The organism is Acinetobacter endophylla (assembly GCF_053543775.1).
Map to the genome: position 1 here is coordinate 1 of NZ_JBLVOM010000265.1, position 10,932 is coordinate 10,932.

Consider the following 10,932-nt stretch of genomic DNA (forward strand, 5'->3'; position numbering starts at 1 on the left):
CCTAAAATTTGTTCTGGTGACCAGTCCAAGCCAATCAAGTAATCAATATAAGCGAAGGCAAATGCTGTCATGGGTGATGAAGGACGGTACCGTCTTTGACTTGCAAATTTCGCTGCCTGTTGAGCTCTATATCCACGTTGCCCAGTATTTCTTTTTAATTCACGGTAGATGGTTGATCGTGAACGCCCTAACTCCCGAGCAAGGCTAGCGATTGAACTTTTACTTTTCAAAGTAGCATAAATTTCGTATCTTTCATCTTGAGAAAGTTGGGTGTATTTCTTCATTGTGTGCTTTCCAATTGCGAGTTGAAAAAGTCCAATGATTCTACGAATACACCTAACTTTTTCAACTAACTACAAATGTGTCGCACTTGAGATTTGAATCTGCGTATTTACGTTATGCTTAAATCACAATTTACTAAAACGCATTAAACTAAGTCAAAATTAAAAGTATTTATTCAGGTATAATTTGACCCAAAACTTGAAAATAAAATATAGGAGCAGATATGAGCATTATTCAAGAATTTAAAGAGTTTGCGATCAAAGGCAACATGATGGATCTGGCGATTGGTGTCATTATCGGTGGTGCTTTTAGCAAGATCATCGATTCATTGGTGAAAGACATCATTATGCCTTTAATTACGGTGATCACCGGTGGTGGCGTCGATTTTACCCAAAAATTCTTTATCTTAGGAAGAAACCCAGACAATTTACAATCTCTGGATGCATTAACTAAGGCCGGTGTAAATGTACTGACTTACGGTAACTTCTTAACGATTTTAATTAACTTCTTAATTTTGGCTTGGGTCGTATTTTTATTGGTGAAATTCATGAACCGTTTACGTAAACAAGAAGGCCCAGTCGAGGAAACTCCGACTACCCCAGCCGATATTGAATTACTGCGTGAAATTCGTGATGAATTGAAAAAGCGTCCACCTCAAGTCTAATTTTTCTAATCCCCCTAAATCCCCTTTATAAAAAGGGAACTCCTCCCTTTGACAAAGGGGGAGGTAAGGAGGGATTTATAAATATTAAAAATCCATCCGGAATTTGATTTCGACCAAATGAAAACCAAACTGGCTTTTGACCGGACCATGTAATACACGTTCAGCGGCAGTAAAAACCAGTTTATCAATCACTGGAACCAGCTGGCCTTTCTTCACTTCACCTAGCTCACCGCCACGTTTGGCAGAATTACAGGTGGAATATTGTTTTGCGATTTTATTAAAGTCGGCGCCACTTAAAATCTTCTTTTTAAGCTGTTCAGCAGTTTCTTTATCTTTAACCAGAATATGACGCACAATAGCTGTCTTCATGACTTTTTCCCTCGTACAGTTGCCACTTTTTTGACAGGGAGCTGGATCTTTTTCAAAGGTTGGCATTCAGGACAAAAAACTGAAGCACGTTGTCCCAATTTGATATTTTCAAGCGTAGTTTCACAGTTCACGCACATTTCACCGGCACGGCCATAAGCCAGCAGGGTTTGCTGAAAATAGCCATTTTCGCCCATAGCATTAGTGTAGTCTCTTAAGGTTGAACCACCCAGATCAATCGCCTGTTTCAAGATGCGCTTGATTTCCAGAACTAGCTTTTCGATCTGCATCAAGCTTAAAGTCGAGGCAGGTTGTGCCGGATGAATCCCCAGATTAAACAGACTTTCGGTCGCATAAATATTGCCTACGCCCACCACCACATGGTTATCCATAATTGCAACTTTGGTGCCAACATTTTTATTCTTCAATTTTTCAAATAAATACTTGGCATTAAAGTTCTCGCTTAAGGGTTCTGGCCCCAACGTGTCAATCAATTTGCTTTGTGATTGTGCATCCAGCCAAAGAATGCAACCAAAACGGCGAGGGTCATGATAACGCAGTTCGATATCATCAAACTGAATGATCAGATGGTCATGTTTGCGTAATTCTTCATTGCCATCGCATAGACGGAAACTCCCCGACATGCCTAAATGCCAGAGCATAGTGTCGTGTTCAAACTCCGCCAGAATATATTTAGAACGGCGAGTGAGTTTCAGTAATTTTTGCCCTACCAGCTTTTCTATATTCTCTGGAATGGGCCAACGCAAACTTGACTGACGCACTTCAACACGTTGGACGCGTTGTTCCAATAAGGGTAATAAACTGGTTTTGGTGGTTTCAACTTCTGGTAATTCAGGCATAACGCATCAGTGGCGAGGGGAGATGCAGCTAATATTGGGTGAATTGGCTGGGATTGCAAGCGTTAATCTGGGTGAAATCGCTGGAAAATGACTAGGTATTTCATATTTATTTAAGCTGTAATTGTTTAAAGAATAAACTGGGTTTCTATGTTTTTATAGCGAATTTTCTTAGAAGTAAATCGAATGGAAATTATCAATACATTATAAGCTGATGAAAAATATATAAATAATTTAAGATTTTTTAAATAAAAATTATATTTTTATGTTTAAGACATAACTAAAAGTTTAATGAGTAATAAAAAAAATGCTAGGAATTTGTATGAAAAGTTATGTAAATTCATGCACCTAATAGCAATTTAAAAACCTTGCTTGTTTTTCTCTCCGAATGTTTAGGTTTTACATGAAATATTTAGGTCTAGCTCTATTGCCTTTAATGGCTGCCATGACAACCGCTCAGGCGGAATCTGCATTTGATCCACAAGGTCAGTATTTACTGGGGGACTGGAATGGTCAACGTACAGAACTGGCCCAACAGGGAATTAAATTTGAAGCCAATCTATTAACCGATACTGCTTATCTTGCTGATGGTGGTCGTAATGACGGCGCAGATCCATTAACTTCTGCCCAATTATGGCTGGGTACTCAACTGGATATGGAAAAGCTGGCGGGATGGAATGGTGTCACTGTACGTGCCGTGATGAGTGCACGCCAGGGTCAAAGTACCTCTGTTCGTGACTTGCAGGATCCTAATGCACCACAGCTGGCCAATGTACAAGGCACTTTTGGGCGTGGTAATCAGGATAGCCGTCTGAGCGAGCTGTCTATTGAAAAGAATTATAAAGATCAAGGGCTCAGTATTAAGGCGGGTCGTCTTGGTCTGGGCATGGATTTTAATGTCATGGCTTGTGATTTTGCCAGTACGGCATTTTGTGCTGCACAGATGGGTAAATGGCAGGGCAATATCTGGATGAATACGCCTGTAGCACAATGGGGTGCGCGCGTGAAGCAGCAACTCAATCCTGAACTTGCGGTACAAGTCGGTGTGTATGAGTTTAATCCAGACAATGGTAATGGCGCTAAAGAAGGTCAAGGCTGGAGTCTGGATACCGACCATGCAGATGGCGTGACAATTCCAGCAGAAGTAATCTGGACACCGAAATCATTAGTGAATGGCCTGCCAGGCAGCTACCGGGTTGGCGGGATGTACAATACGGCCGATGATGTTGCCAACCAAAAAGATATTGCCAATCCTACTGATGCCAAAAACCGTACCTTTGCAGGCTGGTTAGCTGTAGAACAACAGTTAACGTCTACAGGTCAGGGCCGTCAGGGTTTGCATTCATTTGCCAACTTTACCTGGCATGACCGCGATACCAATAAAGTGGATAATTCACAACAAATCGGTTTGAAATATATCGGTCTTGCGGACAGCCAGCCGAATGATATTTTAGGTCTGGCGGTCAATCGTGTACATATTAATGACCGGATCAAGAATCTGAATTTTGATGCGAGTGCAGAATACAATATTGAACTGAACTATAGCTATAACGCAACAAACTGGCTGATGCTGCGTCCAAACCTGCAATATGTCATTAATCCAGGTTCAAGCAACAATGTGGATGATGCACTGGTACTCGGTTTGACTACACGAATCATCTTCTAAAGTTTGATCGTTCACGTTATAACTAAACAGGCTCTTGGGAGCCTGTTTTTATTTCTAGAGTGAAACTGTGCAATAAAAAGAGGAAATACAGCGTGGCATTACTATTTCAACCTATTCAATTTGGATCACTGCAACTTCAAAATAAAATCGTAATTGCGCCGATGTGTCAGTACTCTGCAACAGAGCAGGGGGAAATTACCTATTGGCACGAGCAGCAATGGGCCAACTATGCCTTATCGGGTGCAGGTTTATGTATTGTCGAAGCGACTGCGGTACAGCCAGAAGGCCGGATCAGTTATGCCGATCTGGGCTTGTGGAATGACGAACAGGCAATGCAGATCAAGACCTTACTGGAAAAACTCAAATCCATTTCCCCGATGCCTTTTGCTATTCAACTCGCACATGCCGGACGTAAAGCCTCAACAGATAAACCATGGGCAGGTAAAGGTCAGTTTAAGCCGGATGAAGCACATGGCTGGCAAACTGTTTCTGCCAGTGATATTCCTTTTCAGGCAGATGAGCATCCACCTAAGGCCTTAAGCCAGTCGGAAATTGAGCAGGTCGTTGCTGACTTTGCAGAAAGTGCCAAACGTGCAGTTGAGGCCGGTTTTGACCTAATTGAGCTGCATGCAGCGCATGGTTATTTACTGCATCAGTTCATGTCACCACTTTCAAATAAACGTAATGATCAGTATGGCGGCTCACTGGAGAACCGGATTCGCCTGACTCTGGAAGTATTACAAGCCATGAAAGCGGCGGTTCCAGAAGGTTATCCGATTGGAGTACGTATTTCGGCCAGCGATTGGATGGATCAGCCAGATAGCTGGACCATTGATTCTTCAATTGAATTGTCCAAAGCACTAGAAGCTGCGGGTGCTGCTTATATTCATATTTCCAGTGCCGGCTTACATGCTAAACAGAACATCGATGTGAAGCCGAATTATCAGGTGCCTTTTGCAGATGCGATCAAGAAAGTCGTGAGTATTCCCGTGATTGCCGTCGGTTTGATTACTGAAGCTAAGCAGGCAGAAGATATTTTGCAAAAAGGTCAAGCTGATGCCATCGCACTGGCTCGTGCCATTCTTTATGATCCACATTGGCCTTGGCATGCAGCGGCAGCACTTGAGGAAAAAATCAAAATTTCACCGCAATATCTGCGCTGTGCACCGCATGGTTTGAATCACCTGTTTGAGCCTTTTTAACACTGCTTTAGTCTCAGAAATTCTTATAATGGAATATCACTGGCAAGAGGATACTGCATTATGATTTTTGCGGTCATTGTGCCCATATTTTTATTGTTGGCACTGGGTTATCTGACTGTAAAGAGTCAAGTGTTAAGCAAAGAGCAGGTGGGGACGGTCGGTGCTTTTGTGATTAAAGTAGCCTTGCCCTTGCTGTTCTTTCAGTCCCTTGCCTCCAAGGACCTGCATGAAATCTGGTATTTTGAATACTTTGCAGTATATAGCAGCGTGACCTTAGTGCTCTATGGTAGCGGCTTCTGGATCATGCGCCGTCATTTTAAAAATACGCATTCGCAAAGTGCAGTGCTGTCGCTGGGCGCTGCAATGTCGAATACCGGCCTGATTGGTACGGCTGTGCTCAGCTTATTGATTGGGCAACAGGCGATGACCTATACCTCTCTGGTGGTGATCATCGAAAGCATGTTGCTGATTCCGCTGGTGCTGGTCATGGCTGCGCTGGGCACACAACATCAGGCAAATCTCGGCGCCATTCTGAAAAGTGTACTGCTGACTTTGCTAAAGAATCCCTTATTTATGGGGGTCATGCTCGGCATGGCCTGTGCGGTTTTCCAGATTAAAATTCCAGTCTATCTCGATCAGGTCTTCGCCTTGATGGGTCAGACGGCCTCACCATTGGCCTTGTTTGCCATTGGCGGCGGGATCGTAGGAATGAGTCTGAAATATGTCAATCTGCAAAGTTTCTATCTGGTATTTTCCAGCAATATCATGATGCCGTTATTGATGTATCTGGGACTGAGCCAGTTAACTGATTTAAGTCAGGAAATGGTCCATGCTGGTACGCTCATTCGATTTTTGGCATGTTGGGACAGGCGTATGGTCTGAATGATCGAACTTTAACGCCATTGTTGATGAGTACCATTGCCGGTTTTATCGTGACCAGTGGCTTAATTGCCTTGTGGTGGGGGTAATCTTTTAGCAGATGGAAGCTCTGCCATTAAACAAAGCCCCAAATTGCATGGGGCTTTTTATATTTTAATTTTGTGGAATTAACTTAACTCTTTTTCGCAGGTGCTTTTTTCTGCTCAGCCAGCATTTTGTCTACCGCTGCCAAAGACTCTTTGGCCTGTGGAACATTTTGCTGCGCCAGTGCGGCAAAGATTTTCTTCGCTTCTGGCAGGTTTTGCGGAACAATACTGCCATTGGCAAACATATTACCTACTGCCATCAGCGCTGGAATATAACCTTTTTTTGCCAGTTCCTGAATGCTGCTTAGGCCTTGCTGAATCGGTTTTTCATCTTTGTTTTTGAAACCGCTGCTGATGTCATATAAGGCTTTGGCATGAATGGCCTGCATATTGCCTTTGCTGATCAGCGGTTGCAGCTTTTGTAGTCCGGCTTTATTTGACGCTGCCGTATTTTCAGAAAATAGCAGTATGGCTAGATCAATGCTGGCATCATCAAATTTGGCTGCCGAAGCGCGTTCCAGGTGCTGTTTGGCTTTGGTCAAATCCTGTTTGAGTCCGAGTGTGCCGGCTGCATAATTTTTACCCAGTACATAATTGGCCACCGGATAGCCTTTGCTGGCTGCCTGCTCGTAAAGCTGAATGGCTTTTTTCTCGTCCTTGGCTGTACCTTGGCCGGTTTGGGTTAAATAACCTAAGTTATATAAAGCTTGGGCATTTCCCTGACTGGCCAATTGATTCAAAGCGTCATAGGCACCTTTAAAGTTATTGGCTTTGACCATGGCCTCAACTTTTTGGAATTGGGGATCGACTTGATCTTTTACGGTATTTGCCAGAGCGAATTGTGCAGAAAGGGCAAGAACTGTAGCGAGTACTAATTTTTTCATGGTTCCTATAACCTTATTATTGCTGGCACCTTATTCCTTGGTGCGGTTTTAATCATTTTCACTTACATCATAAAAGGATTTTGTGCTTTGTAAATATACAATTTGTCACTAAATACAAATCATCAAAGCACAATATACCGTTTAAATCGATGCATGATTTGGACAGGTTTTGCTCAATCTTGCAGATATCAAAAGGATTACTTTGCTTAAGACGACTTCTCTGGTTAAATCTCGGTTTGAATCAGACTCCCAGGATTTCACCATGTTTGTCAAAACCATTAAACGTCACTATGACAGAATCAATGCTGATGAATCGATTGCCGATGAAGACAAGATTGATGCGCTGCTGATGAAACTTGGTGCAGAGTTTTTGATGAGTCAGGAAGACCGAGTATATGTCTTTCAAAAAGGTGAACTCACGGCAAAGTTTGATGCCAAACATGCGCGAGCCTATCATTTCAAAGACTATGTCGTGAAAGACATGAACAAGCTGTTTCATGGTTTCTAAAACAAAAAAGCCAAGAATTTCATCTTGGCTTTTTTTATGTGCTAAGCACTCATTATTGCGGACGCGCCACATCACCACTTAAGGCTTCAGGAAGTTCCAGAACTTCTAGACCTAGCTCGTTCAATGCTTCAGGTTTTGCCACGACTAGCGCTTTATAACCATTTTCAATCGCGATGCTATTGACGATTTCAACATCATTACTCAATTTGGTCGCAATATCAGGCGCGGCACCTGTGCCTTGAACCAGATGTAACCAGTGTTTTGGCTTGGCCTTAAACCACAGGCGCGCAATCACTTCCTGACCCAGGTAGCAACCTTTATCGTAGTGAATGCCTTCGCGTTGATGCAACCGTAATTCTTGTGGTTGAAACAGATTGGCGGTAGCCGCCTGAATCCAGGCCTGACCTGATTCAATGGCTTGCTGTTCCCACATCGTCACATCGGTTTCAGTTGCCACAAAGTCAGTATGAATGCCATTGATGACTGGATAAACCGGACCGACCAATTCCAGTTTCATTTTTGAAAAGGCGCCAAATTTTTTAATATGATTGGCCAGTTCCGTAGCCTGATCTGCAATGCTCACGATTTCAAAGCTTTCCGGACTGATTTTTTTAAGCCATAAGCCAAATTGGATGCGTCCTTTCAGACTACAGATTGCAGTATAGCGTGTCTGGTTTTCCGCCAAAGTTTCAGTATTCAAAGTCACCTGACCTTGAAGGAATTTTTGTGCATCTACACCATTCAGACTAAACAATGTAAAAGCAGGAGACGCTGCCATAATAAGCCCCGGTTTGAATACTATAAATCAATGCAGTTATTGTGCAGCAAGCATCAAATAGAGGCAAACAAAAAAGCCAACAATCGAAATCATTGGCTTTTAGCGAGCAGATCTTTAGTGGTGATGGCTAGCCGGTAATGGCGAATCACAAGGGAATTTGCCTCCACAGACCCGTACGGTTTCCATCATGCCCTGATCTTCATGGTCGAGGATATGGCAGTGCTGTACGAAGTCACCTTCAAATTTCTTGTAATGGCTGCGGACAATATAGGTATAGTTTTGTTTTACAAAAAGCGTGTCCTTAAACTGTCCTTTCATGCCACGGTATTGCACATCATCCAGAACTGGATTTACCGGATCTTCTGGAGCTACTGACTCACTGACATCCTTACCTTGGGGATTCAAAATTTTAACAATCTGGAACGGGTTAACATGAATATGGAACGGATGACCACCAAAACCAGCGCTGGTCAGTTCCCATTCATCAGTCTGTCCAACTTGTAACTGACGGACATATTCGCCATCCACTGAACCATCTCCATCAAAGAAATCTCCAAAACTTATTAAGTCACCACCTTCTTTATGGCGAAAGCCAAATTTCAAGCCATTCGCAAAAGCCAGCACAAAAGCACTGTACTGTTTTGGTCGGGCAGCAACCACCTTATCAATCTCTTTCGTCATCAGTGATGGATGATCACTAAATGCGGAAAGATTAAGCTGAGATAACTGGGTCTGAATGTCTTTGCTTAAACCAATTTTTTGTGCCCGATCTTTCAGGAACTGGGCAGCAGTCTGAGCCTTGGTCTTGGCTGCTTTTACATTGACCCATCCCAGCAGCTGGGCATTGAAGCGGTGATTTGGAGCAATTTGAGGGCCTACATTCGGTAATGGCGCGTTAATTTCATCATCGATATTCAATTTGGTGTCAAAAATGCAGTATCTATTGGTGGTCGGAAAGGCGACCATTGCATCATGACGATAGCCTGGATGGAACACGGACAGGATTCTGGTCTGTACATGATTCATGGTCAAGCCATCTTGCGCGATAGTATGCACATTCAGGCTATTCAGTTTCTCAAATTCAGCTTTCTTGTCTACCTCCTGATAGACTGTACAGGCTTTAATGGTTTGTTCTGCAGTAAATTTACTGGAGTTAGGAATTTCCTTAATGATTAAACCAATGGTATCGCGTACACCACCATGAATCATGCGCCAGCGGTTAAACTGATTCTGTTCTGCTTTGATCTCACCTAAAATTTTACCATTGATAGAGGTGTAGTAGTTATTGTCGCCCCAGGAGGCAAATGCAGCGAGGTCATTATAATTTTCCAGCATGCCTATACCTACACCTTCACAGTTATTGGGAACAGCGAATGTGATATTAGGATCGGGGTTGCTACAGCGATATTGGATTTGCTGGAACAACAGGATGTTTTCGTTCGGGTAACTGTTTTTTTCTTTCCATAGAATATCCATATCTCCAGTTGAGGTGACTTTGCCATTTTTGACTTTTGGTGTTCTTGAGCCTTCAACAATCAATGGACCTGCCATGCCATTCGACACCTGAAGAGCAGTTGAGCCATGCAGATGAGCGTGATACCAGTAAGTCCCTGCGGGATGATTCGGTTCCATTTTGAACTGATAATCAAATTTTTCCTGAGGTTTGAATTTCAAAAAGACATTATCGCTATTGCCTTGAGGACTGACCCAGAAGCCATGGGTATGCAGGTTGGTGGTATTAAAGCAGTGTGGTTCATTTACATTCTCAACATGAGTTGGGCAGGTTGTTTCTGACTCGGGTGGCAGCTGGTTATTCAGGTTAAGCGCCATGGTTTCACCCTGTTTGACCCGAATCTGTGGTCCGACCAGCTGATCCTCGACATATTCACCGGTTTTTTTCTTATCAAATAAACTGGGTTTGGTTAAATAGCCTCTCAGCAGTACCTGATCCCATAATCCGTTTCTAGGGTTATAGAGTTTGCTGGTTTTATAGGCCACGATCAGCTCATATTTGCCCTTGGCACTTTTCGGTAACAGAGGTGGGTTGCTAATTAAGCTGTCTGATGTTGTCGGAACGGGATGTGATGGCTTGGGTGGATGTATTGGGTGTGAGGGATGAGAGGGTTGGGACGGGTTAGATGGATTGGACGGTGGTGATGGATTTTTTGTTCCATCCCAACCGCGAGCTAAGAGCGTCAAAATGGCGGCTATAGCTCCGAATATTGCGATTTTCAACATTTCAGTTCTGCCTGTTATGGTTATTGTTTTAATGTGAGGATTGTGAATAACGTGACATGCGTCACACTGAGGTTCTGACAGTTTTAGAAAATCTGCTATCCCAAATTAGGGGATTGAAATTTTGCTAAATGCGGCGGCAGGACAGGCCTATGAAAACCAGTGAGACTATATTTTTTTATCTTTAAAAAAATGCACATAAAATTAATTATTTATTAATGATATTAGTGGTTTATATTAGGGTCTGTTGACATTTCAAGTATAGAATTTACCCGATAAAGGTAGCCAAATAAATATACAAGCTAATGCAACTGCCCCCTCATAGCTACACTTTAGCTTATCATATCGTGTTGCTATTCCTCTGAACTGCTTTAACCTACAAAATGCATTCTCAACTAAGTGTCTGATTTTATATAAATACCAATCCATATGATCATTATTTGACTGAGTATTTGATTTTCTTGGAATATTCGCTTTAGTTTTTTTCACAGATATTTGTTCTCTTAATGATTCAGAGTCATATCC

At 42.6% G+C, this 10,932-nt stretch carries 11 protein-coding genes and 1 pseudogene; 5 read left to right on the top strand and 7 right to left on the bottom strand.

Going from position 1 to position 10,932, the window contains the following annotated elements; translation table 11 throughout:
* The coding region (locus ACNPNW_RS15590; protein ID WP_448766646.1) for a helix-turn-helix domain-containing protein at positions 1-284 on the bottom strand (284 nt) is incomplete at its 3' end.
* 221 nt (positions 285-505) lie between these two features.
* On the opposite strand from ACNPNW_RS15590, the gene mscL reads away from it, so the two are divergent.
* A complete protein-coding gene (gene mscL / locus ACNPNW_RS15595; protein WP_004281717.1) occupies positions 506-946 on the top strand; it encodes a large conductance mechanosensitive channel protein MscL in 441 nt (146 codons plus the stop codon).
* A gap of 84 nt (positions 947-1,030) precedes the next feature.
* Here the strand turns inward: mscL and ACNPNW_RS15600 are convergent, their stop codons facing one another.
* Positions 1,031-1,315, bottom strand: a complete 285-nt coding sequence (locus ACNPNW_RS15600; protein WP_004281718.1) for a peptidylprolyl isomerase — start codon at positions 1,313-1,315, stop codon at positions 1,031-1,033.
* Positions 1,312-2,172, bottom strand: coding sequence for a bifunctional DNA-formamidopyrimidine glycosylase/DNA-(apurinic or apyrimidinic site) lyase (gene mutM / locus ACNPNW_RS15605; protein WP_195725633.1), 861 nt, complete (start codon positions 2,170-2,172; stop codon positions 1,312-1,314). Before mutM ends, ACNPNW_RS15600 begins: the two co-directional genes overlap by 4 nt.
* A gap of 400 nt (positions 2,173-2,572) precedes the next feature.
* Here mutM and ACNPNW_RS15610 point away from each other — a divergent pair, with 400 nt between their 5' ends.
* The 3 genes and pseudogenes from ACNPNW_RS15610 to ACNPNW_RS15620 all read left to right on the top strand — a co-directional run bounded on the left by ACNPNW_RS15610 (position 2,573) and on the right by ACNPNW_RS15620 (position 6,005).
* The gene (locus ACNPNW_RS15610) at positions 2,573-3,835 is read left to right on the top strand and encodes a carbohydrate porin (RefSeq protein WP_448767134.1); all 1,263 of its coding nucleotides are present in this window, start codon (positions 2,573-2,575) and stop codon (positions 3,833-3,835) included.
* Between the two features lie 92 nt (positions 3,836-3,927).
* The gene (locus tag ACNPNW_RS15615) at positions 3,928-5,037 is read left to right on the top strand and encodes an NADH:flavin oxidoreductase/NADH oxidase (protein ID WP_180038982.1); all 1,110 of its coding nucleotides are present in this window, start codon (positions 3,928-3,930) and stop codon (positions 5,035-5,037) included.
* A 60-nt stretch (positions 5,038-5,097) separates the two neighbouring features.
* Positions 5,098-6,005 (top strand): annotated as a pseudogene (locus tag ACNPNW_RS15620) (AEC family transporter).
* 83 nt (positions 6,006-6,088) lie between these two features.
* On the opposite strand, the gene ACNPNW_RS15625 reads toward ACNPNW_RS15620, so the two are convergent.
* Positions 6,089-6,886, bottom strand: a complete 798-nt coding sequence (locus ACNPNW_RS15625) for a tetratricopeptide repeat protein (RefSeq protein ID WP_448767135.1) — start codon at positions 6,884-6,886, stop codon at positions 6,089-6,091.
* A gap of 262 nt (positions 6,887-7,148) precedes the next feature.
* On the opposite strand from ACNPNW_RS15625, the gene ACNPNW_RS15630 reads away from it, so the two are divergent.
* A complete protein-coding gene (locus ACNPNW_RS15630; RefSeq protein ID WP_004645929.1) occupies positions 7,149-7,394 on the top strand; it encodes a hypothetical protein in 246 nt (81 codons plus the stop codon).
* 52 nt (positions 7,395-7,446) lie between these two features.
* Here ACNPNW_RS15630 and ygfZ read toward each other — a convergent pair whose 3' ends face one another.
* From ygfZ to ACNPNW_RS15645, 3 genes are all read right to left on the bottom strand, one after another.
* Positions 7,447-8,172: a CAF17-like 4Fe-4S cluster assembly/insertion protein YgfZ gene (gene ygfZ / locus ACNPNW_RS15635; RefSeq protein WP_448767136.1), complete on the bottom strand. Its 726-nt coding sequence runs from the start codon at positions 8,170-8,172 to the stop codon at positions 7,447-7,449.
* Between the two features lie 114 nt (positions 8,173-8,286).
* The gene (locus ACNPNW_RS15640; protein ID WP_448767137.1) at positions 8,287-10,410 is read right to left on the bottom strand and encodes a multicopper oxidase family protein; all 2,124 of its coding nucleotides are present in this window, start codon (positions 10,408-10,410) and stop codon (positions 8,287-8,289) included.
* Between the two features lie 252 nt (positions 10,411-10,662).
* Positions 10,663-10,932, bottom strand: a 270-nt coding sequence (locus ACNPNW_RS15645; RefSeq protein WP_448767138.1) for a transposase, incomplete at its 5' end; no start/stop codon positions are given.